This window comes from Halomonas sp. AOP7-E1-9, from assembly GCF_052376035.1.
GTDB classification, from domain to species: domain Bacteria; phylum Pseudomonadota; class Gammaproteobacteria; order Pseudomonadales; family Halomonadaceae; genus Vreelandella; species Vreelandella citrativorans.
The window spans coordinates 1-25,404 of sequence record NZ_JBQSVC010000005.1; the positions used below are offsets into that span (position 1 = coordinate 1).

At 55.3% G+C, this 25,404-nt stretch carries 23 protein-coding genes; 21 read left to right on the top strand and 2 right to left on the bottom strand.

Going from position 1 to position 25,404, the window contains the following annotated elements; translation table 11 throughout:
* From ACT3R4_RS04320 to ACT3R4_RS04355, 8 genes are all read left to right on the top strand, one after another.
* Window positions 1-552 (top strand): tripartite tricarboxylate transporter substrate-binding protein (locus ACT3R4_RS04320; RefSeq protein ID WP_496201204.1); only part of this gene is annotated, 552 nt, incomplete at its 5' end.
* Between the two features lie 225 nt (window positions 553-777).
* Window positions 778-1,575, top strand: a complete 798-nt coding sequence (locus ACT3R4_RS04325; RefSeq protein ID WP_441677742.1) for an enoyl-CoA hydratase/isomerase family protein — start codon at window positions 778-780, stop codon at window positions 1,573-1,575.
* Window positions 1,572-3,710 carry an acetate--CoA ligase family protein gene (locus ACT3R4_RS04330; RefSeq protein ID WP_441677744.1) on the top strand — a complete coding sequence of 713 codons (2,139 nt, stop codon included), beginning with the start codon at window positions 1,572-1,574 and terminating at the stop codon, window positions 3,708-3,710. Before ACT3R4_RS04325 ends, ACT3R4_RS04330 begins: the two co-directional genes overlap by 4 nt.
* Window positions 3,703-5,787 carry a 3-hydroxyacyl-CoA dehydrogenase NAD-binding domain-containing protein gene (locus ACT3R4_RS04335; protein ID WP_441677746.1) on the top strand — a complete coding sequence of 695 codons (2,085 nt, stop codon included), beginning with the start codon at window positions 3,703-3,705 and terminating at the stop codon, window positions 5,785-5,787. Before ACT3R4_RS04330 ends, ACT3R4_RS04335 begins: the two co-directional genes overlap by 8 nt.
* A complete protein-coding gene (gene pcaF / locus ACT3R4_RS04340; protein ID WP_441677748.1) occupies window positions 5,784-6,989 on the top strand; it encodes a 3-oxoadipyl-CoA thiolase in 1,206 nt (401 codons plus the stop codon). Before ACT3R4_RS04335 ends, pcaF begins: the two co-directional genes overlap by 4 nt.
* Before the next feature lie 276 nt (window positions 6,990-7,265).
* Window positions 7,266-7,766 carry a tripartite tricarboxylate transporter TctB family protein gene (locus ACT3R4_RS04345; protein WP_441677750.1) on the top strand — a complete coding sequence of 167 codons (501 nt, stop codon included), beginning with the start codon at window positions 7,266-7,268 and terminating at the stop codon, window positions 7,764-7,766.
* A gap of 9 nt (window positions 7,767-7,775) precedes the next feature.
* Complete coding sequence (locus ACT3R4_RS04350; protein ID WP_441677752.1) at window positions 7,776-9,272, top strand: tripartite tricarboxylate transporter permease; 1,497 nt, start codon at window positions 7,776-7,778, stop codon at window positions 9,270-9,272.
* 48 nt (window positions 9,273-9,320) lie between these two features.
* On the top strand, window positions 9,321-10,517 hold the full coding sequence (locus tag ACT3R4_RS04355; RefSeq protein ID WP_441677754.1) for an MFS transporter: 1,197 nt from the start codon (window positions 9,321-9,323) through the stop codon (window positions 10,515-10,517).
* Window positions 10,518-10,541: 24 nt separating this feature from the next.
* Here the strand turns inward: ACT3R4_RS04355 and ACT3R4_RS04360 are convergent, their stop codons facing one another.
* The gene (locus ACT3R4_RS04360; protein WP_441677756.1) at window positions 10,542-11,441 is read right to left on the bottom strand and encodes a LysR substrate-binding domain-containing protein; all 900 of its coding nucleotides are present in this window, start codon (window positions 11,439-11,441) and stop codon (window positions 10,542-10,544) included.
* A 497-nt stretch (window positions 11,442-11,938) separates the two neighbouring features.
* On the opposite strand from ACT3R4_RS04360, the gene ACT3R4_RS04365 reads away from it, so the two are divergent.
* Window positions 11,939-12,592, top strand: a complete 654-nt coding sequence (locus tag ACT3R4_RS04365) for a hypothetical protein (protein WP_441677758.1) — start codon at window positions 11,939-11,941, stop codon at window positions 12,590-12,592.
* Here the strand turns inward: ACT3R4_RS04365 and ACT3R4_RS04370 are convergent.
* On the bottom strand, window positions 12,589-13,728 hold the full coding sequence (locus tag ACT3R4_RS04370) for a zinc ABC transporter substrate-binding protein (protein WP_496201858.1): 1,140 nt from the start codon (window positions 13,726-13,728) through the stop codon (window positions 12,589-12,591). The genes ACT3R4_RS04365 and ACT3R4_RS04370 overlap by 4 nt on opposite strands.
* Before the next feature lie 119 nt (window positions 13,729-13,847).
* Between ACT3R4_RS04370 and ACT3R4_RS04375 the strand changes: the two genes are divergently transcribed.
* From ACT3R4_RS04375 to ACT3R4_RS04430, 12 genes are all read left to right on the top strand, one after another.
* Entirely contained in the window at window positions 13,848-14,591 is a 744-nt protein-coding gene (locus tag ACT3R4_RS04375) for a metal ABC transporter ATP-binding protein (RefSeq protein WP_441677764.1), read from the top strand.
* The gene (locus ACT3R4_RS04380) at window positions 14,581-15,414 is read left to right on the top strand and encodes a metal ABC transporter permease (RefSeq protein WP_441677766.1); all 834 of its coding nucleotides are present in this window, start codon (window positions 14,581-14,583) and stop codon (window positions 15,412-15,414) included. Before ACT3R4_RS04375 ends, ACT3R4_RS04380 begins: the two co-directional genes overlap by 11 nt.
* 84 nt (window positions 15,415-15,498) lie before the next feature.
* Entirely contained in the window at window positions 15,499-16,188 is a 690-nt protein-coding gene (locus ACT3R4_RS04385) for a DUF1826 domain-containing protein (RefSeq protein ID WP_441677768.1), read from the top strand.
* A 54-nt stretch (window positions 16,189-16,242) separates the two neighbouring features.
* Window positions 16,243-17,682 (top strand): cysteine--tRNA ligase, encoded by a 1,440-nt coding sequence (gene cysS / locus ACT3R4_RS04390; protein WP_441677770.1) that lies wholly within the window; start codon window positions 16,243-16,245, stop codon window positions 17,680-17,682.
* Window positions 17,679-17,930, top strand: coding sequence for a hypothetical protein (locus ACT3R4_RS04395; protein WP_441677772.1), 252 nt, complete (start codon window positions 17,679-17,681; stop codon window positions 17,928-17,930). The genes cysS and ACT3R4_RS04395 overlap by 4 nt, the downstream gene beginning before the upstream one ends.
* An 81-nt stretch (window positions 17,931-18,011) precedes the next feature.
* On the top strand, window positions 18,012-18,572 hold the full coding sequence (locus tag ACT3R4_RS04400) for a gamma carbonic anhydrase family protein (protein WP_441677774.1): 561 nt from the start codon (window positions 18,012-18,014) through the stop codon (window positions 18,570-18,572).
* Between the two features lie 3 nt (window positions 18,573-18,575).
* Complete coding sequence (gene thrS, locus ACT3R4_RS04405) at window positions 18,576-20,567, top strand: threonine--tRNA ligase (RefSeq protein ID WP_441677776.1); 1,992 nt, start codon at window positions 18,576-18,578, stop codon at window positions 20,565-20,567.
* 176 nt (window positions 20,568-20,743) lie between these two features.
* Window positions 20,744-21,133: an RNA polymerase-binding protein DksA gene (dksA, locus tag ACT3R4_RS04410; protein ID WP_441677948.1), complete on the top strand. Its 390-nt coding sequence runs from the start codon at window positions 20,744-20,746 to the stop codon at window positions 21,131-21,133.
* A gap of 6 nt (window positions 21,134-21,139) precedes the next feature.
* Window positions 21,140-22,255 carry a CobW family GTP-binding protein gene (locus ACT3R4_RS04415; protein WP_441677778.1) on the top strand — a complete coding sequence of 372 codons (1,116 nt, stop codon included), beginning with the start codon at window positions 21,140-21,142 and terminating at the stop codon, window positions 22,253-22,255.
* Window positions 22,252-23,154, top strand: coding sequence for a GTP cyclohydrolase FolE2 (gene folE2 / locus ACT3R4_RS04420; protein WP_441677780.1), 903 nt, complete (start codon window positions 22,252-22,254; stop codon window positions 23,152-23,154). Before ACT3R4_RS04415 ends, folE2 begins: the two co-directional genes overlap by 4 nt.
* A gap of 202 nt (window positions 23,155-23,356) precedes the next feature.
* On the top strand, window positions 23,357-24,343 hold the full coding sequence (locus tag ACT3R4_RS04425; protein WP_441677782.1) for a CobW family GTP-binding protein: 987 nt from the start codon (window positions 23,357-23,359) through the stop codon (window positions 24,341-24,343).
* Window positions 24,340-25,356 carry a WD40 repeat domain-containing protein gene (locus tag ACT3R4_RS04430; protein WP_441677784.1) on the top strand — a complete coding sequence of 339 codons (1,017 nt, stop codon included), beginning with the start codon at window positions 24,340-24,342 and terminating at the stop codon, window positions 25,354-25,356. Before ACT3R4_RS04425 ends, ACT3R4_RS04430 begins: the two co-directional genes overlap by 4 nt.
* The last annotated feature ends 48 nt before the right edge of the window (window positions 25,357-25,404 follow it).

Here is a 25,404-nt window from a genome sequence, read left to right on the forward strand (position 1 = left end):
GATGCACTCATTGAAGAAGCCAAACAGCGTGATGGAAAAGTCACCGTTGGTGGATTTGGCCCCCAGGGCTCTACGCAACATATTGGCCTGAAGATGCTAGAAAATGTCGCCGATGTGGAGTTTGAGTGGGTGCCTTTCAATGCCACACCTGACATTGTAGCGGCTGTATTGGGTGGCCATGTTGATGTGGGTATGTCCAACTTGAGTGGCGCCCAGGCGTATTTTGAAGCGGGCCGTTTAAAGGGGCTTGGCGTACATGGTGAAGAGCGACTAGAAAGCATCCCCGATGTGACCACCTTTGAAGAACAGGGCTACGACGTTGACTCAAGTTGGGTACAAGTGAGAGGGATATTTGGTCCAGCTGATATGCCTATGGAGCTACAGCAACAAATTGCCGACGCTTTTCATGAAGCAATGAAAACCGAGCATTACCAAGCCTACGCTCGTAGCGCTGGGGTAACTGACTCCTGGATGGGGCCCGAAGAGTATACTGAGTTTGCCTACCGCATTAGTGATGTTGCTCAAGAAGAGTTAGATAAAGACAGCGATTAAATGTAGTAATAAATAGCGCGACGAATATATTTTCGTCGCGCTATTTATACCTTTCTATATCTTTCAATAAGCCAATTTTTGTATGTTTTATGGTTGCCATAACAATTTAATGGGCAACTCCTTATGTATGGTCAATGGTAAGTGGCTGTTGTTATCGACAAACTAATAGCATCGCTATAGTTGTTTCACCCATTCGCCAACAATAATCTATGAGAGGACATTGTGATGACGAAAGATTCGTTAGTTACTTATTCCATCGATAACGGCATTGCGCTACTAACACTAAACCGCCCAGATAAACGCAATGCCATGAGCGATGCCATGCGCGCCGAGTTAGTTGCCCATTTAGTCACTATCCGCACGGATCGCTCGGTGCGTGCCCTGGTGCTGACTGGCAACGGCAAAGGGTTTTGCGCGGGCGGTGATATTGCCGGGATGAAAACCCGTATGGAAGCGGATCCCGCAACGGTTGGCTTTAACGGCTGGGAGCGCCAGCAGGGCGTTCACTATGCTGCAAGCCTCCTCCTCAACTTACCTATTCCAACCATTGCAGCCGTCAATGGGGCGGCCGCCGGTTTGGGGGCGGATTTAGCACTATCTTGTGATTTTGTGATTGCTTCCGACTACGCCCACTTTACCTGGGCCTATATCGCCCGTGGACTGATTCCTGATGGCGGTGGCATGTATTTCCTGCCACGCAGAGTGGGGCTGCCGCGTGCCAAGGCGCTAATCTTTAGCGGTCGGCGCGTCAATGCGGATGAGGCGCTGCAGTTGGGTATTGCTGACCAACGCTGCAGTGCCGATGAGTTGCTAAGCATGGCCCACACCATGGCCGATGAAATGAGCAGCGGTTCACGCACGGCGACGGCGCTGACCAAATCGATTATCAACAAAAGCTACGAGATGTCCGAAAGCCAAGTCTTCGCGGAAGGCAGCAAAGCCCAGGGCATCTGCTACACCTCCGAAGAGCATCGCACCTCAGTGCAGGCCTTTCTCGATCGTATGAAGGAGGCTCAACAATGAGCCAGATTAACGCCCTCCTGAACCCTAAAAGTATCGCCGTCATCGGTGCCTCTGCGGATCCCAAAAAGACCTCGGGGCTGCCGGTTTCCTACCTGCTTAAACACGGTTTTAAAGGCCCTATCTACCCGGTTAACCCTAAAGCCACCGAAATCCAGGGGCTAACGTGTTACCCAAGCGTTGAGGCGTTACCCGAGGCGCCTGATGTGGGTCTCGTGCTGCTGAATGCAAAACGAAGTATTGAGGCGGTGCGCTCTCTGGCCAACATGGGCTGCCAGGCAGCGGTTGTGCTTGCCAGTGGCTATGCAGAGGCCGGAGAAGAAGGTCAGGCGCTACAAGACGAACTAAAAGAAGCCGCGGGGTCCATGCGCATCCTGGGCCCCAATACCATTGGTTTAGTCAATCTGTCGGCGGGTATTCCGCTCTCCGCCAGCGGCGCGCTGGAGGTTAGCGAACTGCCCAAAGGCGGTGTTGCCGTGGTGTCCCAAAGTGGCGGCATTTTGGGTGCGTTACTGTCCCGGGCAGCCGGGCGGGGCATTGGCCTATCGTCGCTGATAGCCACCAGTAACGAGGTGGATTTGGAGGTCAGCGACTTTGTTGACTACCTGGTGGATGATCCACACACCAAGGTGATTGCGCTCTACCTGGAAAGTGTCCGTCATCCTGCGCGTTTCCGCGAGGTTGCCCTACGTGCCCGCGCGGCGGGCAAGCCGCTGGTGGTATTCAAAATCGGCCGTTCCGAAGCGGGTGCCAGCGCGGCCAGCTCCCACACCGGCGCCTTGGCCGGGGAGGATCGCGTTTACGATGCCTTCTTCCGTGAGTTAGGGGTGATTCGCGTCAACACCTTTGACGAATTTTTGGATGTGCCGGCGGTGCTGGTCGCGGGCCGCCAGCTTGCCGGGCGTCGCGTCGCCGTGCTGACATCCACGGGGGGCGCTGGCACCTTGATTGCCGATAGCTTGGGCGTTAACGGCTTTGATACGCCCGCGCCGGATCACGATACCGCAGAAAAATTGCGCGCCTTGCAGGGCGATACCCCTACCGCGCTTGATCGTAATCCGATTGATGTCACCTTGGCGGGGCTGCAGCCCGACCTGCTGCGCCAAGCCATCCGTATTCTGCTCGAAAGCGATAGCTACGATGCCTTGATCGTGATTATTGGCTCTTCCGGGTTGGCGATGCCCGATCTTGTGGTGGGGGCGATTAGCGATAGCTTGGCGACCAACAATAAGCCGCTGCTGGCCTACGTTAGCCCCTACGCCCCCAGCACGCTACAGCGCTTGAACCGCGCCTCGATCCCCGGCTTTAGCTCACCGGAGAGCTGCAGCGCGGTGCTGCAAGCATTGCACTTTATTGGCCAACCCTTGCAAACATTCGGCGAGTTGTCAGAAGTAGTGCTGCCCGATGTAAGTACTTTGCCCAATGGTTCAATTGACGAAGCCACTGCGAAACAACTGTTCGCCGAGGCAGGCATTAGCGTGCCCCCCCGCCGGGTTGTTCACTCCCGTGAAGAGGCAGAGAGGGCGGCCAGTGAGCTAGGCGCTCCAGTGGTGCTCAAGGTAATGGATGCCAGCTTGCTGCATAAAAGCGACATTGGTGGCGTGGCGCTGCACTTGAATGCCGACACCATTGGTCAGCGGTTTGAGCAGATGGTGAGTGACGTTGAAGCGCACGTTGCGCGTCGTCCTGATACTTTCCTGGTGGAAGCCATGGTTGCCGGCGGACATGAGCTGATTCTGGGGGCTAACCGTGATGCGCTAGGCACGGCGATTTTGCTGGGCGCGGGTGGTGTTACAGCGGAGTTATTTAAGGACACCGCCATTCGCTTATTGCCAGAGCAGGGAGGCCTAACCCTGGAACAGGCGCGGGAAATGATGCAGCAGCTTACCACCTGGCCGCTGCTCAATGGTTATCGCGGTGCACCACGCCGCGATACGCAGGCCCTCGCCCAGGCGATGGTTGCCTTCTCAGCCTTAGCGGCTGAATTAGGTGATCGGTTGACCACCGCTGAGATCAATCCGCTGTTTGTGATGCCGGAAGGTCAAGGTGTCGTCGCTGCTGATGCGGTGCTCGTACTGGAGGATGGTCTCGAGAACGGTTTGGAGAAAGGCGCAACAGGAGGTGGCGCTCATGGCTGATTCACAAGCCACCGGCCGCGTCCATCTTAGCCATTCAGGGCAGATCGCTATTATTACCCTGGATAACCCGCCGGTGAATAGCAGCAACGACGCCGTGCGCCGAGGTATCTTGGACGCCCTGGCCAAGATTGATACTCAGCAAAGTCACGCCGTGGTACTCATGGGCAAAGGCCCAAACCTAATGGCGGGTGCCGACCTGCGTGAGCTGGAGCATGAGCCAACAGAGCCGACGTTGCCGCAAGTTACTGCCGCGCTGACTGCTTTTCCACTACCGGTGATTGCAGTGGTTAGCGGGCATACCCTGGGCGGCGGGTTAGAGCTGGCGCTGGCCTGCGACAGCCGTATCGCCACCCCCAACGCGCTGCTGGGTCTGCCCGAAGTAACGGTAGGCGTGATACCGGGGGCCGGTGGCACCCAGCGTCTGCCACGGGCGGTAGGGCTACCCAAGGCGCTGGAAATGATTGTCTCGGGCAAGCCTATCTCGGCAGTTGAAGCCCACCAGTTAGGGCTAGTCGACGAATTACTCCATGCCACCGATGATGAAGCGCTAGACAAAGAGATAGTGGCTTACGCCAACCGCTACCCAGGCGGCAAGCAGCCATTAGCAGAGCGCGACGTGCCGCCCGTAGATGAGCAGGCGATAAAGGCTCAGGTCGGTAAGCTGCTCAAGCGCGCCCGTGGCTTGCCCGCCGCACCGGTCGCCGCCGAGGTGGTGATGCTGGCGGGCAAGCTAAGCTTTAGCGCCGCGATTGCCGAAGAGCGGGCTCAGTTTTTGGCCTTACGCGGCAGCGAATCTGCCCAAGCGCTGCGCTACCTGTTCTTTGCCGAGCGGGAAAAACCCTTTGTGCCCAGTCAGCCAGTGGAGCCTGCGACGATCTCCCGCGTCTCTGTGGTGGGGGCAGGCACCATGGGTAGCGGCATTGCCCTATGTGCGCTGATGGCGGGTTACCGTGTCGATCTGTTAGAGCTTAACGCCCTAGCGTTGCAGACCGGTGTGACGCGCATCACCCAGGCGCTGGATGAGGATGTTAAGCGCGAACGGCTCACCCAAGCACAGCGCGATACGCAGTTATCCCGTTTGAATCCTACCCAGGCATTGCCCGATGTGGCCGGCACCGATCTGGTCATCGAAGCCATTGTGGAAGATTTAGACGTCAAACGATCTCTGTTTGCTGATCTCGCTAAGTGGGTGAGCAAAAGCACCCTGCTGGCCAGTAATACTTCCTACTTGGATATTGACCGGATAGCGGAAGGTATTGCCAACCCTGAACGGGTGCTGGGGTTACACTTTTTCAGCCCTGCTAACCGCATGCCGTTGTTAGAGATAGTGCGCTGCCAAACCACCAGCGAGCAGACCTTAAGCACGGCGATGGCCGTTACGCGTCGGCTCAAGAAAAAGGCAATCGTGGTCGCTAATTCATGGGGCTTTGTGGGCAACCGGCTCTATGCAGCTTATCGGCGCCAGTGTGAGTTTATGCTGGAAGAAGGCGCGAGCCCCGAGCAAATCGATGCCGCCTTGGAAGCCTACGGTTTCGCCATGGGGCCCTTCAAAGTGGCGGATATGTCGGGGTTGGATATCGCCTGGAAAATGCGCCAGCAAAGCGCTGATACCCGCCACCTTAGGCGCTACGTAGGCATACCAGATCTGCTTTGCGAAGCAGGCCGTTTAGGGCGCAAAACCGGCTGTGGTTACTATCGCTATGACGAGGCAATGCGACCAGCCTCGGATCCTGCCGTCGCCCAGATAATCGAACGCTACCGGGAAGAGCAGGCGATCACCCCGAAAGCGTTTAGCGAGCAAGAAATTCAGCAGCGCGCCTTACTTGCCCTTATCAACGAGGCTTTGCTGCTTCTGGATGAAGGCGTGTGCCAGCGGCCTGCGGATATCGATATTGCCCTGGTTAATGGCTATGGCTTCCCGCGCTGGCGAGGCGGCCCTTTATTTATCGCCCGCCAGATGAGCAGTGGCGAACTGGGACGCGAGCTGGACAAGTTGGCCGACGTGAGCGGCAAAGGCCACCAGCGTGCCCATTTAAAGAGCCTCACAATCCAGGATTCCGAGGAGTTAACATCATGACAGAGGCATTAATCTGCGACGCGGTTCGTACTCCGTTTGGCCGTTTTAACGGCGCGCTATCTTCCATTCGAGCTGATGACTTAGGTGCGTTACCTATTCAAGCGTTAATGGAACGCCACACCCAGGTGGAGTGGGACAAACTTGATGAAGTGATTTTTGGCTGTGCCAATCAGGCTGGGGAAGACAACCGCAACGTGGCACGAATGTCCGCACTGTTAGCAGGGCTGTCGACCAGCGTGGCGGGCGTTACGCTCAACCGGCTCTGCGGCTCTAGTTTGGATGCTGTTGGGAGCGCTGCCCGTGCCCTTCGCTGTGGAGAGGCACAGCTCATGATCGCAGGGGGCGTCGAAAGCATGAGCCGCTCACCGTATGTCATGGGCAAAGCTGATAAACCCTTTTCACGCGCTCAGCAGCTAGAAGATACCACTATCGGCTGGCGCTTGATCAACCCTAAGATGAAAGCCACGCATGGCGTGGATGCCTTACCTAAAACAGCTGAGAATGTTGCCGAGGAAGAGGGTATTTCACGCGAAGATCAGGATGCGTTTGCATTGCGTAGCCAGCAGCGCTGGCAAGTCGCCAGCAAGGCTGGCTTTTTTGCCAATGAAATCATCCCTGTAACCGTTAAGCAGCGGCGTCAGCCTGACGTCATTGTAAGCACTGACGAACATCCGCGACCTGAAACAAGCTTGGAAGTGTTAAGTGGCTTGAAAGGCGTCGTAAAAGAGAACGGTACCGTAACGGCGGGCAACGCTTCGGGTATTAATGATGGTGCTTGTGCCTTGCTGCTGGCCAATCCGCAAGCGGCAGCACTGTATGGATTACGCCCCCGTGCACGGATTGTTGCTATGGCGACGGCAGGCGTTGATCCCAGAGTCATGGGGATGGGGCCTGTACCTGCCGTTGAGAAAGTAATGCGCATGACAGGCTTAAGACTGGCACAAATGGATGTCATTGAGCTGAATGAAGCATTTGCTGCTCAAGCGTTAGCGGTATGCCGCCGTTTAGAGCTGGCTGACGACGACCCAAGAGTTAACCCCAATGGTGGTGCAATTGCCCTTGGCCACCCCCTAGGCGCCTCCGGTGCACGGTTGGTGACTACAGCGTTAAACCAATTAGAGAATACCGAAGGTCGTTATGCCCTATGCACCATGTGCGTGGGGGTTGGGCAGGGAATTGCACTGATTGTCGAGCGTTTGTGAATTAGCTGGCAAAGGCATTTTATTTTTATGCCCTGATTTCTCTATGGCGTTGTCGATAATCCTTTAGTCTTGTTTCAGCCTAATGGAAGCGGTGGTCAAGACTGATAAATGATCAGTTTCTCTTTTGGCCACCTTACGCCATCATGAAACGACACAGCATTTAAAAACACGGCACTTAGAAACACGGCACTTAGTGAGACAGTGTTAATAAAAATAAGTGTGATGGCGTTTTAATGATGCGCTAATCATTAATTACAAAAATGATGGAGGTCGCCAGTGAGTATCAATAACTCTGATGCAGAAGCATATGAAGTGACGCATAAAGTATTAACTATACGGAAAAAATGGCTGGAATTAGCGGTATATTTCTTGTTGCTAATAGCGACTGCTCTATATGCTAATGAAGCGTTTAACCTGCCTGGTTATGGCTCTCCCGGTATAGGTGCCAGTGGGTTTCCACTATTAGTGGCAATGCTTATTGGTAGTTCGTTAGTACTTTTAATTATTGCAAGCTTATTAAGCAAATCCAGCCAAGAAAGCGACTCTTTAGTTGAGATAAGCCGACCTGCGCAAGTGCTGCTCTCGATTGTTGTTATGGTGGCTGTTGTGCTAGCACTCGAATGGTTAGGTCTGATTGTTGGAATTGCACTGCTTGCTTTCTTATTAATGAAACTGGGAGGGGAGAGTCGTTACTCGCTACTGCTAACGCTGCCGCCATTATTGGCGTTAGGCATTTACGCCATCTTTGTACTGGTGCTCGGCGTCTATTTTGATTGAGGTTTGAACATGATTGATAATCTTTTAATAGGGCTGAATGCCTTTGCAGACCCCATGGTGCTTGTTGGTCTTGTCGCAGGTGCTTTAATCGGTTATTTGATTGGCGCCATTCCCGGTTTAGGGCCTAGTCTGGGGATTGCGCTGATGATTCCCTTCACTTATAGCATGGATCCGCTTGTCTCTATCGTTATGCTGGTCGCGCTGTTTGCCGCTGCCGAATACGGTGGTGCTATTTCAGGCATCTTACTTAACTCCCCAGGCACCGCAGCGGCGGTGGCGACCACCTGGGACGGCTACCCGCTCACCAAACAGGGTAAAACGGGCATTGCGCTGAATATTTCCATTATTTCGTCAGGTATCGGTATCTTTGTCAGTACGATACTGCTGTTTTTAACCGCCGTGCCGCTCTCTGAGTATGCGCTAAATTTTGGGCCATCGGCTTACTTTGCGCTTGCCCTTCTGGGTTTGAGTCTGGTGTCGAGTTTCTCTTCCGGTTCACTGCTGAAAGGTGCCCTGGCGATGGGTCTTGGCCTTGCATTGGCCACCGTCGGGTTGGATAGCCAAACCGGTGTTCCACGTTTTAGCTATCATCCGGATTTTTTTGAAGGCCTGCCGCTGGTGCCCGTTTTGCTCGGTTTGTTTGCCCTTTCAGAAGTGCTTTTCATGATTGAGGCGGGCGCCAGTCATAAAGTAAAGAATCAGCCCATGAGCGGTATCTTAGAGGTTCCCTTTAAAACCTTTTATAAGATGAAATATCTGTTTTTACGTAGCTCATTAATTGGCTATTTTGTGGGTGTGATACCGGGGGCTGGGGCTTCCATTGGTTCCTTCATCTCTTATGCGGTCGCTAAGCGTTTCTCAAAGCACCCAGAGTTGTTTGGTAAAGGCAGCTACGAGGGTATTGCAGCGTCTGAAACGGCCAATAATGCATCGGTTTCAGGCTCCTTATCGCCGTTGTTGGCGTTAGGTATTCCTGGTTCAGCCACTACCGCCATTATGATCGGCGCGTTAATGATTCATGGGGTGCAGCCAGGCCCCTTGCTGTTCACCACTAACCCTGAAATTCCCTATACTGTGTTTGTTTCGCTCTGGTTGAGTGTGCCGATCATGGTCTTTATTGGCCTTGCAGGGGCGCGGTTTTGGGCGAAAGTGGCGGACATTCCCCGTCCGGCGATTGCCGCTATCGTGGCTTCGATTAGTTTGATTGGTGCTTACGCGTCGACAAGCTCCATGTTTCCTGTCTATGTGGCACTGACGTTTGGCGTTATCGGCTATGTGCTGCGTAAAGCGAACATTCCCTTGGCGCCGATTATCTTGGCGCTGGTGCTGGGCGAAATGCTTGAGACGAACTTGCGGCGTGCGCTGTCTATATCAGATGGTGATGTGACGACCTTTATTACCAATCCGCTCAGTGCAACCCTGCTACTCATCGCGGTACTGTCATTTTTACTCCCTGCGCTCGGGGTTTTCCGTAAAAAAGTGAAAGGGTATCGGCGCGCTCACTAATCAGCGGTGGCTAACAATGTGTCCTAATGACAGGGAGGTCGGCGTGCAATGCAACAAAGGGGCGTGCATAAGGGGAGTGTGACGAGAGCCTTTGCCTGTATTTGTTTAAGCCTTGGCACCGCCTTTCTGGTACAGACAATGCTGTTAGTGGCGGTGCCACTGGCAGCCATTGAGCTGGGTGCAACGCCATTAATGCTGGGCTTAATCGTCAGTGCCCCCTACGTTTTACCTCTGCTGCTGGCGCTGCCTTTTGGTTCGCTGGTCGCCCGGTTAGGCAGCCCACGCACCCTTCAGCTTGGGTCAGTAGCTATGGTGATCGGGGCCGGGTTATTAGTGGTTGTGCCAGGCTTTAAGGGATTAATCGCAGGGCAGTTGGTGATTGGCTTGGCGCAACTGCTGATGATTATCTCTGCGCAAACGGCGATCACTTATCTAGGCCAGGGGGCGGCGCTGGAGAAGTACTTTGGCTGGTACACCACCTATTTATCGATTGGCCAGATGGTCGGGCCGCTGCTGGCTGGCTGGATCATCGACTATCAGGGCGGCCCTGGCGCTGCTTTCTATGGCGCTTTTATTGCCTCTTTCATGGCGCTAGTGTCGTTTTTTATGGCCAATCAGTGTGTATCAGGTGGCGATCAACCGAGCGTTGGTTTTCTCATCAGCGTTGGGCAGCAGTGGCAACTGCTGAAGACCTCCCAGGGGGTGAAGTTATCGCTAATCATCTCCCTGGCGGCCATGTTGGCGTTGGGTGCTCACGGCAGCTACTTCCCTGTTTATCTTGAAAGTTTGGCGCTTTCGGGAACCACCATTGGGCTGTTAGTCAGCCTGCGCGCTCTTGCCTCGATGGCGGTTAGGCCGTTTACCAGTACTATCGTTAGCCTGCTCCACGGGCGCTACGCGACGATGTCACTGACCTTGCTGTTTATGGCGCTGGGTTTAATGCTGGTAGGCGTGACGGGTAATGTTTACTGGCTATGTCTGTTTTCAATTCTGGTGGGGCTAGGCGTGGGGCTCTCTCAGCCGCTCTCTATGGTAGTCATCGCAGAATCAGTCCCGGAACGTCAGCGCGCCCATGCGCTAGCGGTGCGCTTGATGGCTAACCGGGCCATGCAGTTTGCCGCGCCACTGTTATTGGGGATTATCACTCAGCTGGGTGGTTTTACCCTGGCGTATTTCGCCTGTGGGGTACTGCTGCTGTTCCATTGGTTGCTTTTCCAACGTCTTAGAAAGCCGCACGCTATTTAATTAACGTCAGTTAATCAACGTCAGTTAATCGGGTTGGCCCAAGGGGTGGCCGATCAGTGCCTTCATCCACTCAAGAAACTTGATCAGTGCATCAGAAGGGCGGGCGTCTTTGGGCCATGTCAGGTAGTACGCCTCGCCGGTGCGGCACACTGTGTCTGACAAGGCGATAAAACTGCCTTCCTGCAGCTGGCGTTCGACAAATACCTTAATCGCGATGGCGCAGCCAATATTCATCGACGCTGCCTCATAGGCTAATGCCGAGTTGTCGAACTTCATGCCAGATTCTGCATCGGCGACCGATAGACCGCTTTCCGCCAGCCACGTCTTCCAATCGTCTGGGCGCGCCATTGAGTGCAGCAGGCGTACTTTAGCGACATCGTTTTTGGCTAACTGTTCGGTTTCCCATAAGGCGGCCGAGACAATCGGGATAAGCTCAATATCGACCAGTTTTTCGGCGTGCAAGCCTGGCCAATCGCCATGCCCTGAACGGATGGCGGCGTCAACACTTTGGGTGGGGAAGTCGACAGGTTTTAAGGAGGATGAGAGCTTAACCTCAAGCAACGGATTTTTATTATGAAAATCGGCTAGCCTGGGGATCAACCAGCGCTGCGAAAACGTGGTGTAGGATTGAATCGACAGCACGTCGCGCTGATTGCGACGTGATACTTTGCGCGACGCATTTTCGAGTTCCCGGAACGCATTTTTAACCCCCGCGTAAAGCTCAGCCCCTTCTTGAGTAAGCTCAATGCCACGGTGCAAGCGGGTGAACAGCGCCACGCCAAGGTAGTCTTCTAACACTTTCACTTGGCGGCTAACGGCGACCTGTGACACATGCAGCTCATCCGCTGCGCGGGTTAGGCTGCGTAGGCGGGCGGCTACCTCAAACGCTCTTAATGGATTGAGAGGGAGTAGTGGATGGCTCATAGCATAGGGTTACCAACGGTGCCGCTTATAGCTGACGTGTGGGTGAGTGCTTCTGAATGGAGAGCAACGATCTTAAAAAACAATAATTAGAGCTGCATAAGAAATACGATAACACTTCGATGATAACCCAACCCCCGACGTGAATCGAGTTGGAGGGGGCTAGTCCACTCCAATGGCTGGCTATCTTATCTAACCGGTTTTCATACCTCGCAAATTTGTGCTGGGTACGCTGACCAGTTTGCTATTTCGCATACCTATTTACGCCACTATTTAATTACCGCAGAACGAGGATTTGAGGAAAAATATTCGCTGTCAGAAAGGGTCTTTTGGTTGCTCTGAAGCCCTCTATCGGTAGATCTGACCCGCTTTTTTTAAGGCGTTCTGAATCTGTACAAATGTACGGTACGCAGGCATAGTCGCCTGATTAGTTTGAAGGCTAACAAAATGGCTATTAAGATGGATGGATCGATTTCGTTTAGGGGGTGCATGTTAATATTTTGATATATATTGTCTTTTTGATGATCTTTGTGGGCGTGACCGCTGCTCTGTATCAGGTGTATGAAATTCATTACAACATCAACGTCGGTAACGATAAAAAGTTGTCGAAGGCTGATAAAAGCCACTTGCAAGCGCTTTCTGACCAAGCCAAAACCGCCACGCAAACCCATGCCCGGTCAGACTTTGATCAAGCGGCAGCCAATACCTTGAGCCCTAATCTCGATCGGGACATCGCGCTGAAGGCTTTTGCTGAAGAGGAAAAAGGCGTCTACGCGATCCCTTTGTTGCGGCGTAAAGCGCGGTTGCGTTTTAACGGCGATAGCTTTGTGAGTAAAAACAGGGCGAATATAAACAGCGTAACAGTACGCCATTTACCGTTTTGGGAAACAACGCTGCCGCGTACCAATATACGCACAGCGTTGATTATCCTGGTGATTGTTAATTGTTTCCTGGTTCAGCTATTAGCGGCCATGACTGTCTACACGATTAGCTATCCGATATCGACGCCTTTGCTGGCCTGGCTAAACGAGCCACTGATCGTCATGCTGGTTATTTATGCCTTTATCTTTACGACCTTCCTTATCTCAAGGTTGGACAGGTATATGCACGACCTCTATCAACTCGGCAAGCTGTTTAAGCCAAAAGCTGTTTAGCCGTCAGTGCAACTCGCAATCTCATTAGCCAACTGTTCCAGCAGCGCATCGTAAAGGCCAGCATCCAGCGTCAGGCCCACGCCCAAGGGGTCCATGACGCCGATATAAGCCGACGTATCGCCAAAGACATTATTGACCATCTGCGGATTGAACTGGGGTTCACTGAACACGCACTGGACATTATTATCTTTCACCAGCGTTTGCAGTTCCTCGATACGCGCCGGGCTGGGTGCCGATGCATCGCCGATGGAAATGGCCCCAGCCGCGTGGACGTTAAAGGCATTCTCGAAGTACTGATAAGCATCATGGAAGACAATAAAGCGGGTGTCGGCGCTGTTGGCTAAACGGTCTTGAAGAGTCTCCTGAAGGCTGGTCAAGTCCTTCTTGCCCTGGGCGGCGTTGTCGCGATAGTAAGCGGCGTTGTCAGGATCGATCTCACTTAGCTGCTCGGCGATGGCATCGAGCCAACGGCGGGCATTGGCAGGATCCAGCCAGGCATGGGGGTTAATGCCGGTATGGCTGTGATGATGGCCGTGGTGGTCATGATCGTGCCCACTTTCGCTATGGCTGTCTGCATGGCTGTCTTCATGAGGGTGGTGTTCGTGATCGTCGTGATCATGCTCATGATGATCGTGGTCGTGGTCGTGGTCGTGGTCGTGGTCGTGGTCGTGGTCGTGGTCGTGGTCGTGGTCGTGGTCGTGGTCATGGTCATGGTCATGGTCATTATCGTAGTCATGGTGCTCGTGACCGTGTTCATCCCCATCGTTGAGGGCAAAGGTCGCTCCTTCGCGGTATTCCAATGTGGTGATCCCGGGCACATCCATCAGCTCAAGGTGGCGTGCATCACCCGCCAGGCTGTCGATGGGGCCGGATAGCCAGGGCGTCAGCGCGTCGCTTACCCATACCACCAAGTCGGCATCATCGAGGGATTGTGCTTCAGAAGGGCGTAGCGAATAACCATGCGGCGAAGCACCAGGCTGGATAAACAGCTCAGGATCGCCGCGCTCTCCCATCACCTTGGCGACCAGTGAATACACCGGCGGAATATCCACCGCCACACGCGGCACTTCTGCGGCGGCAACCAGCGGAAAAGCCGCTAATAGCGGCCAAGACAAACGAGCTAAACGGTATTTCATCAGAGATCTCCTCATCATCAACGATAGCTTTTGCTGGGTTCGACCATTGGCATCGATACTCGCCTATGTTTGAGTCATATGTTATAACATAACAAATACACAAACGACGACCTTCGATTATGCGGCTTGCTCAGCCTTCTGATAGCGATGCGATTCTGAACGTTCGACGATTGAACGTGCGTTTCGGCGGACAGCATATCCTTGAGAATATCAGTCTCGATTTATATCGAGAGCAAGTGGTGACCCTGATTGGCCCCAATGGCTCGGGGAAATCCACGCTGGTGAAAACGCTGATCGGGGCAGTAAGGCCCACGTCCGGCCAGGTGACTATTGCCCCGCAGCAGCGCATCGGCTATGTGCCCCAACGGCTGCATCTGGATCCCACCCTGCCCATGACGGTTAAGCGTTTTATCAACTTACCGCGTCGCCATCCCCATCGCAGTGTACAAAAGGCGCTGGAAGATGCTGGTGCCGGGGCTTTGATCAATGCGGCGATGAGCGAACTGTCGGGGGGGCAGTTTCAACGCGTGCTGTTAGCCCGGGCGCTGCTGACAAAGCCCGACATTCTGATTCTTGATGAAGCGACACAAGGGCTCGACCACCGAGGCACCGCAGAATTCTACCAGCATATCGAAACCGTGCGCCGCACCTATGGCTGCGCCGTGTTGATGGTCAGCCACGATCTCCACGTCGTTATGCGTACCGCCGACCACGTGCTGTGCCTAAATCGCGTTATCTGTTGCGAGGGCAAGCCCGAGCAAGTGGCCTCATCGCCGGACTATCAGGCGCTGTTTGGCGATCAGACCGCCCAGACCTTAGCCCTCTACCGCCACCATCATCAGGAGGCCGCCAATGCTGGATGATTTTATGTGGCGGGCGATGATCGCCGGTGTATTGGTCGCCATGGCCGCCGCCCCCCTAGGGTGTTTCGTGGTATGGCGGCGTATGGCCTACTTCGGCGATGCGACCGCCCACGCCGCCATTCTGGGGGTGGCGTTAGCGCTGTTACTGGACGTCTCCATCTTCTTAGGCGTACTGACGGTCGCCCTTGTGATGGCAAGCTGTGTGTCAATGCTCAGTGGACGGGGCTATGCCATGGATACCTTGCTCGGGGTGATGGCGCACTCGGCTCTGGCCATCGGCCTGGTGGCGGTGTCGTTTCTTGCCGGGGTGCGCATCGACCTAAACGCCTATCTGTTTGGCGATATTCTGGCCGTTGGGAAAACGGATATCTGGATCATCGGTGGCGGTGTGGCGCTGGTGCTGGCGCTGCTTTTCTGGCGCTGGTCATCGTTATTGACCGCCACGTTAAGCGACGAGCTTGCCTATGCCAGTGGCATCCAGCCCCGTCGCGAACAGCTGGTGCTCACTTTGGCACTCGCGGTGGTCGTCGCCGTGGCGCTGAAAGTAGTGGGCGTGCTGCTGATAGCCGCCCTGTTGATCATCCCGGCGGCTACCGCCCGGCCTTTTTGCCGCACACCAGAAGCGATGGCGATTCTGGCCGCGGGAATTGCCATGCTGGCGGTGACGGCAGGACTTAGAACCGCCTATGTGATGGATACGCCGACTGGCCCGACGATTGTCACGCTAGCCGCTGTGCTGTTCACCCTAGCCACGGTTGTTACCCAAAGCTGGCGCTTGTTGCGTCAGCGCCTCGAGCCCGCGTCCTTTCATTCAGATAAATAGCGCAGTGGATGCAAGGGCAGCACCGATTGAGCGCGGGTTCAGTTATACCCCGTTAATTAATTAACATCGTTTATGGAGTCATTGATGTCTTCGCTTATGTCTTCGCCCATGTCTTCATCTATATCTCCAGTACGGCCCGCCGCGCTGCCGGCGTTGCCAGACCATGCTGCCAGGGATCACGACATCAGCGTGTTGCCGCGTATCTTTGAAGATGCCATTAACATCGCGATCTTCCAGCGCCCGCTGCCCGCCGATATTGCCTTTAGTGCCCAGGCGCAATGCCAAACGGATCGTGCCTGGCAATATAGCTGGCTTGGTCACCCCGATGAAGCCTTCACAGCCGATCTGCGCCGTCACATTCCCGCCCCGGAGGCGGCGTCCCCGCTGATTGAGGACATGGCGACGATTGCTGAAGCCATCGCCTTCCTGTTTGACACTCAAACCGTCGGCATTCGCCTGCGCCTGCTCACTAGCGCCATGTGCCCGCGTTTTCACTGCGATAACCTCCCCGTGCGTATGGTGACTACCTATTTCGGCCCGGGCAGCGAATGGCTGCCCGAGCATGGCATTAACCGCGAGGGCCTGGGCGCGCCGCACCCTGATCGCCCCGATATCGTGACGGACACCCGCGCTATTCAGCGCCTTTCGCCGGGGGATATAGCGTTAATCAAAGGCAGTGGCTGGGTAGGCTGCGAAGAACGGGGCCTGGTGCACAGAAGCCCTGCGCTTGAAAGCGGTAGCAAGCGCTTGCTGATGAGTATTGATCCTGCCTAGTCGCTGATTTAGTCACTGATATAGCCACTCGCTTAGCCCCACAGTGGAGACAAGATGACATCGACGATTCGCCTCTATAACACGCTAACGCGGGCTAAAGCGCCGCTTCGTACCGAGCGCCCTGGCCGAGTGACCCTATATGTCTGTGGTCCCACGGTATACAACTTCGCGCACATTGGTAACGCCCGTCCCGCAGTGATTTTTGACGTACTAGCGTGCCTGTTAAGGCACGACTATCCGGAGGTCGTCTACGCACGCAATTTCACCGATGTGGATGACAAGATTAATGCTGCTGCGGCAGAGGCGGGGGTGCCGATAGGCACCATCACCGAGGGCTATATCGACGCCTACCATGCGGATCTGCAGGCGCTGGGCGTGTTACCGCCAGACCTGGAGCCTCGAGTGACCGCTCATATGGCCGACATTATCGAGTTGATCGAGACGTTGATCGCCCGTGGCCATGCTTATGAGGCCGAAGGGCATGTACTGTTTGATGTGGCGTCTTACTCGGCCTATGGCGCGCTATCGGGGCGTCGCCCGGAGGATATGCTAGCGGGAGCTCGCGTAGAGGTTGCTCCTTATAAGCGTAATCCCCTCGATTTCGTGCTCTGGAAGCCTTCAACGCCGGACATGCCCGGCTGGCAAAGCCCCTGGGGGCGCGGTCGGCCAGGCTGGCACGTGGAGTGCACTGCGATGATCGGCAAGCACCTGGGGCATACCATCGACATTCACGGCGGTGGCCAGGATCTGATCTTTCCCCACCACGAGAACGAGATTGCCCAGGGCACCTGCGCCCACGGTGCTCTCTACTGCCATACCTGGGTGCACAACAGTTTTATCACCGTCGAGGGGCAGAAAATGTCCAAGTCACTCGGCAATGTGCTGCTGGTACGCGACCTGCTCAGTCAAGCGCCCGGTGAAGCGATCCGTTTTGCGCTACTGGCCACCCACTATCGCCATCCGCTGGATTGGAACCCCCGGCGGCTGGCCCAGTCGCGGCAAACGTTGGCGCGCTGGTACAAACACTTGGCTACCGTGAAGGTCGATGAGAAAGCCCAGATCGATGAGTCGGCCAAATGGGAAAACGTAGCACCTGATGCCGAAGTGCTGGCGGCATTGCGCGACGACCTAAATATTCCCCGCGTTATCAGCCGGCTGCACCAGCTGGCGAGCGCCATTGGCGATGCTGAAAACGAAGTTGAAGCGCGCGCGGCAGCCAACCAGCTGCGTGCCTCAGCGGCGCTGGTGGGTCTATTGCAGCAACCCGCGGCAAAGGCCTTAAAAGACCTGCGCCATGACACAAGCCAATCAACGCACAAAAGATTGCCTGCCCAGCGCATTGAAGCGTTGTTAGACGAGCGCCACCAGGCTCGCCAGCAGCGCGATTATGCCCGGGCAGATGCCCTACGCGAGACCCTTGAAGCGAAGGGCGTGGTCATCCACGACACCCCCCAGGGCAGTGAGTGGCAGTTCGCCGATGAGGCCACGGTATGAGCGGGGGAGTCACTTTAGCGCTGGGGGGGGGGCTGGGTACTCGGCGGTTTGAGTACTGGCTGGCCTGGGCAGACTGTGTCACTCCGGCGGTGATTACCCTTACGGTGATGCAGATATTAGCGGGCCACATGGTCGCGTTACCCGGTCAGACACTGATCTATGCCGTTTTGGTGATGGGCATATTTTTTGAGCTCCCGCATTTGACGCTGCTTCGACGCGTGCTGTCGGTGCTTAGGCGTGTTCCTTAGCCACGCCAGTGGCTCAACCATCGTGATGGCGGCTAACCATGTCGCCACTATAAATAGCGTCCATTAAGCTAAAGGTTCCTTATGATTAGAAAAAACCCACGCGGCGATTTGCCTAAAATTGCTCCCAGTGCTTTCGTTGATCCTACCGCTATTATCTGTGGGCTGGTGGTGGTTGAAGAGAATGTTTTCATTGGCCCTTATGCGGTTATTAGAGCAGATGAGGTCGATGAAAATGGTTATATCGACCCAATCGTGATAGGTGCCAATTCCAATATTCAAGATTGCGTTGTCATTCACTCAAAATCTGGTGCCAAAGTGACCATTGGCCAGCGCACGTCAATTGCCCATCGCGCAATTGTGCATGGCCCCTGCACGGTAGGTAGCAATGTATTCATCGGTTTTAACAGTGTGTTGTTCAACTGCGAGGTCGAGGATAGATGTGTAGTGCGTTACAACGCAGTGGTGGATGGCTGCCACCTGCCTGCTGGTTTTTATGTCCGCTCTACAGAGCGCATTGGCCCAGAAACTGACTTAACGCTGTTACCGCAAGTCCCGATTGAAGCGAGTGAGTTCTCTGAAGATGTTGCTCGCACCAATAATGATCTGGTGCTGGGCTACAAGGCTATCCATAACGAGTTTTAAACAATGACAATGCCCCCTCCAGGAAAGACCGTCACCATCACCTTGCCAGACGGCGCCCAACGCCACTTTGATCACCCCGTCAGTGTCGGCCAGGTGGCCCAAGCCATTGGCCCGGGGCTGGCCAAGCAGACCCTGGCCGGTAAGCTCGACGGCCGCTTGGTCGACGCCTGCGAGATAATCGACCACGATGCCCAGTTGCAGATTATCACTCCCAACGATGAAGCCGGGCTGGCGATTATTCGCCACTCCTGCGCCCACCTGGTGGGCCACGCCGTTAAACAGCTCTACCCCAGCGCCATGATGGTGATTGGCCCGGTCATCGACGATGGTTTTTACTACGATATCGCCTATGAGCGGCCTTTTACCCCCAGCGACCTCGCCGCCATTGAAGCGCGCATGAGCGAGTTGATCGATCAACAATATGACGTTGTCAAGCGCATGACACCCAGGGATGAGGCGGCCGCGCTGTTTAACGCCCGTAGTGAGACCTACAAGCAGCGCTTGATCGAAGAAATGCCCGAGGAAGTCAGCGCCGTGGGGCTGTATATCCACCAAGAGTATGTGGATATGTGCCGTGGCCCCCATGTGCCCAACACGCGTTTTCTGAAAGCGTTCAAACTGACCAAGCTGGCCGGCGCTTACTGGCGGGGCGACGCCAAAAATGAGCAGCTGCAGCGCATCTACGGCACCGCCTGGGCGGATAAAAAGCAGCTAAAGGCGTACTTGCAGCGCCTTGAAGAGGCGGAAAAACGCGACCACCGGCGTTTAGGCCGTGGCCTGGACCTGTTCCACTTTCAGGAGGATGCCCCTGGGGCGGTGTTCTGGCACCCCCGTGGCTGGGCGATTTTCCAGCAGCTGATCGACTATATGCGCCGCCGCCAGCAGGCCGCGGGCTATGTGGAGGTCAACTCTCCCGATGTGATGGATCGCAGCCTGTGGGAAATCTCCGGCCACTGGCACAACTACCGTGAGCACATGTTCACCACCGAGACAGAAGATGGCCGCTCGCTGGCGCTCAAGCCGATGAACTGCCCCGGTAGCGTGCTGCTCTACCGCCACGGCTTAAAAAGCTACCGTGACCTGCCGATCCGCATGGGCGAATTTGGCAAGGTGCATCGTTACGAGCCCTCCGGCGCGCTGCACGGGCTGCTGCGGGTGCGCCACTTTACCCAGGACGATGCGCATATCTACTGCACCCCCGGCCAGATGGATGCCGAGTGCCGCGATGTGGTGGCCCTGGTACTGGATATCTACCGCCAGTTTGGCTTTGAGGAGGTGCATATCAAGCTCTCCACCCGGCCGGACAACCGCATGGGCGATGATGCTACCTGGGATGTGCTCGAAGGTGCGCTAGAACAGGCGCTGACGGGCATGGGGCTTGAATACCGGCTCAACCCCGGCGAAGGCGCCTTCTACGGGCCTAAGCTTGAGTTCGTACTGCGCGACGCCATTGGCCGCGACTGGCAGTGCGGCACGCTCCAGGTGGATATGAACCTGCCCGAGCGCTTTGGCCTTGAGTATGTGGATGAAGACGGCCAGCGCAAGCCCCCGGTGATGCTGCATCGGGCGCTGTTTGGCTCGCTGGAGCGCTTTATCGGCATTCTGATTGAGCACTACGCGGGCAAGCTGCCGGTCTGGCTGTCACCGGTTCAGGCAGTGGTATTGCCGATCACCGACGAGCACGCTGCTTATGCCCAGGATGTGGCCCAGCTCCTCAACGGATCAGGCGTGCGCACCGAGGTGGATGTGCGCAATGAGAAAATCGGCTACAAAATCCGCGAGCAGACCCTCCAGCGCATTCCCTTTCTGCTGGTGGCCGGGGCCAAAGAGCGCGACGCGGGCACTATCGCCATGCGCACCCGTGAGGGCGACGACCTGGGTGTATTGCCCCTCCAGCAGGCGGTGGCTCAGCTACTCGAGCAGGCGCAAGCGCCGGATGCCCGCGAACGCCAAGCTTCTCAGCAACGCCTGCTTGAACGTTTAGCGGCAGGTTAAGGTGGTAAGCCAGCCTCACTGAAGCTATTCGTCCAACAATGTGTTTATGTTACGTTATAACGTTAAATATAGAGTGAGATCAGTGTATGAGTGACCTGAGTGCGAATGCAAAGACAACCAACACTGACGTGCAGCGTGAGTCCTCTGAAAAAACATGGGAAGCCAAGCTATTAGCCATGCCCGCCAGTGACTATATGAACGATGAACAGCTTCAGTTCTTTCGCCATCGCCTACTAGCCGAGCGAAGTGAACTTGAGGTGCACTTAAAAGAGGTCAAGACCGCCATTGCCTCCCATGAGCGCGATAGCGATGAAGCGGATCAAGCCTCGTTTGAGGAGGAGTTGCGCTTAGCGCTTCGCCAAGCCGATCGTGAAAGCCGCTTACTTAGCAACATTGAAGCGGTATTAAAAAGAATTGAGAACGGCGAGTACGGTTACTGCGAAGAGACCGGCGAACCAATCGGGCTCCCAAGGCTGTTTTTTAGGCCCACCGCGAAACTATGCATTGAGGCTAAAGAGCGTCAGGAGAGTAAAGAACACCACTATCGTAAAGCCCGGTGGGAGTGAGCCGTTATGCAGGAGCCACCATTAATCCCCATCAATGTACTGACCGGTTTCCTCGGCAGTGGCAAAACCACGCTACTCAACCGCTGGGTACACCAGACATCCATGCGCAATACCCTGGTAGTGATCAACGAGTTTGGCGCCATCGGGTTGGATCATCAATTGATTACCCAGAGCGATGAGCAGGCGGTGATCGAAATGAGCAGCGGCTGTTTATGCTGCACGCTACGGGGTGACCTGAGCCGCACCCTACAACAAGCGCTAGAAGATATTGAGGCCCAAGGCAAATCGTTGCCCTCCCGGGTAGTGATCGAGACCACCGGGCTGGCATCGCCTACCTCGCTGCTACAACTATTGATGACGGATCACTGGCTGGCGCACCACTTTAAGCTGGATAGTGTGGTGTGCTGCGTCGATGCGGCGAACGGCCTGGGGACGCTTGATTCACACAGGGAGTCGCAGCAGCAGGTTGCGGTGGCCGAAAAGCTATTAATTACCAAAACCGACCTGGCCAGCGAGGAGATGGTTTCCCAGTTGGCGAACCGGCTAGCCAAACTCAACCCGGCGGCTGAGCAGTGGCAGGTAATCAACGGCGAACTTTCGGCGGACTTGTTAGTGGGGGCAGGGCTGGCCCGCCATGCCCCTTATGCCGACACGGGCAGCGACGCTCACAAGGACTCCCAGGAGTATCAGGTCGAGAAGTGGCTCAAAGCCGGCAGTTACGCCGTGCATCAAGCAGCTCCGTTAACGCCCAGGCTGCTCACCGGCGCGCCGCTCGGTTCTTATCAGCCCGAAGGCTCCTCCCATAGCGACAACATTAAATCGTTCTGTTTTAGTGTTAACGAGCTTATTGAGCCTGAGGTGCTGGAGAATTGGCTGGATATTTTGATGTCGCTAATGGGCGATAAAATGCTGCGCATTAAAGCGATTGTCCATCTTACTGACCGGGATACGCCACTCGCACTGCACGGTGTGCAGCATATTTTTCATCCGCCCGCGCCGCTGCCTAAGAACAGCGTGGGAGACCGTGTATCTCGCTTTGTATTTATTACCCAAAACGTGACGCCGGAAACGGTGGCTGAGTTGTACAGCTTTTTTCACGCATCCCAAGAGGTGGCCCAATGACTGTTTTAACCCTGCCTGATGTAGCCAGCCAAACCGCCCGCTCTCCGGCCGCTTTGAGCTGGGTGGGCATGGAGGGCATCGCGCTCCCCATCCAGCTAGGCAGCCGCAGTGTGACGGCCAAACTCAACGCGGGGGTGAGCCTCGATGACTCAGAAGCACGTGGCATCCATATGTCCCGGCTGTATTTGGCGCTGGCACCGTTTGAAGAAGGATCACTGACAATTCCAGCGGTTAAGGACGTATTGAATGCATTTTTAACCAGCCAAGATGGCTTATCGCAGCATGCTTATCTAAGCATCGAAGGCGAGCTTCCGCTTAAGCGGCAAGCCTTGATCAGCCCTTTAGCCGGGTGGAAAAGTTATCCCTTCACCTTGCGCTGCCAATTAACGCCGGCTGGCTTTCAGGCTGAACTCGGCCTTACAGTGGGCTATTCGTCCACCTGCCCCTGCTCGGCGGCGCTGGCAAGGCAGCTGATTCAGCAGGCCTTTGAGGAAGATTTTGCGGAAATCCCGTTAACCAAATCTGCTGTGTCTGCGTGGCTAGGCAGCGAAGACGGGATACTCGCAACGCCCCATAGTCAGCGCAGCAGTGTCGAATGCCGTTTGCGTTTATCTGAAAGCGAAAACGGACAATTGCCCCTAGCAGATTCGATAGAAAGTTCGATTAACCGTATCGAGCGAGCACTCGGTACCGCGCTGCAAACCGCAGTAAAACGTATCGATGAACAGGCCTTTGCCCTCGCCAATGGACAAAACCTGATGTTCTGTGAAGACGCGGCAAGGCGGCTGGATAAAGCACTAAGGCAAGCGCCGGGGGTGTCAGGATTTCAGCTCAAGGTCGTGCATGCGGAAAGTCTGCACGCCCATGACGCGGTAGCGCGCAGTGAATGGAATTGGTAATGGCTTAATAGCGCTGGCTGTTGAGCCAGCGCTAAGTTGTGCCTCCACAGCGTCACATATGGTTGTGTGAAATAGCCTAACCCTTCGGTCGACTTTCCAGCGCCTCTTTTGTCGGTTCACAGGGGCTCTACCAAGATGGTTCTGTAGAGTTGATAGGAAATGTTATAACATACAATAAATATCAAGTAGGCAGGAGTTCATCATGGCTAAAGTCCCCGTTACCGTACTGACAGGCTATTTAGGGTCTGGCAAAACGACGCTCCTCAACCGCATTCTTTCTGAGGATCACGGCAAACGCTACGCGGTAATCGTCAATGAATTTGGCGAGCTGGGGATTGATAACGATCTGGTCGTTGGCGCCGATGAAGAAGTCTTCGAGATGAATAATGGCTGTATCTGCTGCACCGTTCGCGGTGACCTGATACGCATTATTTCAGGCTTGATGAAGCGCATTGATCGCTTCGACGCGGTGATTATTGAAACGACAGGTCTGGCGGATCCTGCGCCAGTAGCGCAGACGTTTTTTGTGGATGAGGATGTGCGCAGCAAAACGGCGCTGGATGCCGTGGTGACAGTTACGGATGCCAAGCACCTACCCGCTCGACTTAGCGATAGTCCCGAAGCAGCTGAACAGGTCGCGTTTGCCGACGTTATTATCCTCAACAAGATCGATCTTATCGATGAGCAAGAGCAGCAGGCCCTCATTGCTCGCATTCACACCATTAACCCCTATGCAAAAGTCGTGACGGCCAACCATTGCGATGTCGACCTTGCTGAGGTGCTCGACCTGGGGGCTTTTGATCTGGAAAGAATCATCTCGCTGGAACCTGGGTTTCTGACCGAAGAGCATGCCCATGAGCATGATGAGCAGGTCAAGAGTGTTTCGTTGACGGCGAGTCAGCCGCTGCTCCCCGAGCGGTTTGATGCCTGGATCACGGAAGTGCTGCGTAACGACGGCGTAAATATTCTGCGCTGCAAAGGGATTTTAGATCTGCTTGATCAGCCCCAGCGCTATGTTTTTCAAAGCGTGCATATGCTGGCCAATGGGATATTTACCCAGCCATGGACAAATAGTGAGCCGCGCCATAGCCGCTTAGTGTTTATTGGTCGAGACCTGGATGACGCAAAACTGCGGGCCGGGTTCGAGGCGTGTATCCACAACGTAAGCGCCATCCAGGGGCTGTCATGAGTCAGCCAGCCTCGATCCTTGAGCAACTGGGAAATCAGTGGCAGTGGTCGGCGTATGTGCTCTCAGCCTGTTTTGATAAAGCGAGTAACCTGGCCTTTGCCCTTGGCGATGGCAGCGTGCGTCTGCTACCCGCTGATGCCGATCATGAACCATTAGCCGTTCAAGCCCACGAAGGCGCTATGCTGAGTCTTTCAAGTGGGCCGCAAACGGGGTTTCTGAGCGGCGGCGATGATGGGCGCTTTATGCGCATTGACGCCGATGGCACGCTCACGGAAGTGGCTGCTTTCCAGGGACGCTGGATTGACCACGTAGCCAGCCACGCCAATGGCGTCATGGCCTGTACCGAAGGCAAACGGCTGCATTTGTATCCTGACAAAGGCCTGCCACTGGTACGTGAATTTCCCAGTACAGTAGGGGGCATCTGTTTTGCACCTAACGGTTACCGAATGGCCGTGGCCCATTACGGTGGTGTAACGCTCTGCTCGACGCGTTCGGCGGATTCGACGCCCGTGTCACTCAAGTGCCCTGGTTCGCACCTGGCGGTTACCTGGAGCCCGGATAGTCGCTTCGTTATTTCTGCCATGCAGGAGGAGTGTCTGCGCGGTTGGCGACTGGAGGACAGTGACGCCCTTTTTATGAGTGGCTATAGCACAAAGGTGAAATCGTGGGCCTGGTTCAATGGCGGATGCTATTTGGCTACCAGCGGTAGCCCCTGTGCACCTTGTTGGTCATTCAAAGGCCGCAAAGGGCCCAAAGGGCGTGAACCGTTAACACCGGGTGAATCGATCAGCGCCTTAGTCACCGCCGTCGCCGGAGATCCCAAGCACGCTATCCTCGCGATCGGTTACGATGACGGTCAAGTCACCATCGCAGAGCCCCTGCGCGATCAGGAAGTCGTCATTAAACCACCCGGCAATGGGGCCATTACCACCCTATGCTGGTCGTCGGGTGGCAACTGGCTGGCCTTTGGCACAGAGACAGGGTTTGCCGGGCGTCTCCCGGTAGGGGGTTAGCGGCTCGCACGACTTTTCTATTCACACTACTTATCAGCCACACCATCT

Excerpts from the sequence above, each read along its gene's own strand:
- ACT3R4_RS04325 (WP_441677742.1), top strand. The coding sequence starts at position 778 with ATGACGAAAGATTCGTTAGTTACTTATTCCATCGATAACGGCATTGCG.
- ACT3R4_RS04330 (WP_441677744.1), top strand. The coding sequence starts at position 1,572 with ATGAGCCAGATTAACGCCCTCCTGAACCCTAAAAGTATCGCCGTCATC.
- ACT3R4_RS04335 (WP_441677746.1), top strand. The coding sequence starts at position 3,703 with ATGGCTGATTCACAAGCCACCGGCCGCGTCCATCTTAGCCATTCAGGG.
- pcaF (WP_441677748.1), top strand. The coding sequence starts at position 5,784 with ATGACAGAGGCATTAATCTGCGACGCGGTTCGTACTCCGTTTGGCCGT.
- ACT3R4_RS04350 (WP_441677752.1), top strand. The coding sequence starts at position 7,776 with ATGATTGATAATCTTTTAATAGGGCTGAATGCCTTTGCAGACCCCATG.
- ACT3R4_RS04355 (WP_441677754.1), top strand. The coding sequence starts at position 9,321 with ATGCAACAAAGGGGCGTGCATAAGGGGAGTGTGACGAGAGCCTTTGCC.
- ACT3R4_RS04360 (WP_441677756.1), bottom strand. The coding sequence starts at position 11,441 with ATGAGCCATCCACTACTCCCTCTCAATCCATTAAGAGCGTTTGAGGTA.
- ACT3R4_RS04370 (WP_496201858.1), bottom strand. The coding sequence starts at position 13,728 with ATGAAATACCGTTTAGCTCGTTTGTCTTGGCCGCTATTAGCGGCTTTT.
- ACT3R4_RS04375 (WP_441677764.1), top strand. The coding sequence starts at position 13,848 with ATGCGGCTTGCTCAGCCTTCTGATAGCGATGCGATTCTGAACGTTCGA.
- ACT3R4_RS04380 (WP_441677766.1), top strand. The coding sequence starts at position 14,581 with ATGCTGGATGATTTTATGTGGCGGGCGATGATCGCCGGTGTATTGGTC.
- ACT3R4_RS04385 (WP_441677768.1), top strand. The coding sequence starts at position 15,499 with ATGTCTTCGCTTATGTCTTCGCCCATGTCTTCATCTATATCTCCAGTA.
- cysS (WP_441677770.1), top strand. The coding sequence starts at position 16,243 with ATGACATCGACGATTCGCCTCTATAACACGCTAACGCGGGCTAAAGCG.
- ACT3R4_RS04395 (WP_441677772.1), top strand. The coding sequence starts at position 17,679 with ATGAGCGGGGGAGTCACTTTAGCGCTGGGGGGGGGGCTGGGTACTCGG.
- ACT3R4_RS04400 (WP_441677774.1), top strand. The coding sequence starts at position 18,012 with ATGATTAGAAAAAACCCACGCGGCGATTTGCCTAAAATTGCTCCCAGT.
- thrS (WP_441677776.1), top strand. The coding sequence starts at position 18,576 with ATGACAATGCCCCCTCCAGGAAAGACCGTCACCATCACCTTGCCAGAC.
- dksA (WP_441677948.1), top strand. The coding sequence starts at position 20,744 with ATGCCCGCCAGTGACTATATGAACGATGAACAGCTTCAGTTCTTTCGC.
- ACT3R4_RS04415 (WP_441677778.1), top strand. The coding sequence starts at position 21,140 with ATGCAGGAGCCACCATTAATCCCCATCAATGTACTGACCGGTTTCCTC.
- folE2 (WP_441677780.1), top strand. The coding sequence starts at position 22,252 with ATGACTGTTTTAACCCTGCCTGATGTAGCCAGCCAAACCGCCCGCTCT.
- ACT3R4_RS04425 (WP_441677782.1), top strand. The coding sequence starts at position 23,357 with ATGGCTAAAGTCCCCGTTACCGTACTGACAGGCTATTTAGGGTCTGGC.
- ACT3R4_RS04430 (WP_441677784.1), top strand. The coding sequence starts at position 24,340 with ATGAGTCAGCCAGCCTCGATCCTTGAGCAACTGGGAAATCAGTGGCAG.